At 63.4% G+C, this 484-nt stretch carries 1 pseudogene; it reads right to left on the bottom strand.

From position 1 onward, the window contains the following. Positions 1-484: pseudogene (locus tag JQK88_RS35570) on the bottom strand (hypothetical protein); the annotation flags it as partial.

Below are 484 nucleotides of genomic sequence, written 5' to 3'. Positions count from 1 at the left end.
CCAGCAACGCCGTACGATCGGCGACGACGTCTCGAAGATCCAGCGATGCGCCCTCTGGCGGCCGGCTGTTCGCCAGCCTGGTCACCAGTTCACGTGTGGCCGCCAGCACCGAAACACCGCAGTCATATCCGTTGCTCTGCGGCGTCATCTGGCCTTCCCGGTACCCTGTCGTCACCCCCAACTTGCTAGCGAGCTGGCCTGCAATATGGAGCTGCGCAAAGCCCTTCAGCGAATCATAATGATGGGCCTGCGGCCCCTGGGGATGTCCTCGGTCGACGAACAGGAGCGACCAGTGGGTCCCGTCGGCCTCACCATCGCTGTTGTTCACCGGCAAGAACAGGAACCGCGTCTCTTGCCTGGCCTCGGTGACATAAAGCGCTTGCAGCGCCTCCTGCAGAGGGGCTGGTTCGGCTAAGCGCAGGAAGTGGACGACCGCGGGCGACACAAACCGGGTCTGGGCGGCGAATCTTGGGTAGGTCTGTCT

The sequence above is a fragment of the Mesorhizobium caraganae genome, from assembly GCF_016836705.1.
Classification (GTDB): Bacteria; Pseudomonadota; Alphaproteobacteria; order Rhizobiales; family Rhizobiaceae; genus Mesorhizobium; species Mesorhizobium caraganae.
The sequence above is the reverse complement of the archived record's forward strand: the minus strand, read 5'-3'. Positions and strand labels throughout refer to the sequence as shown.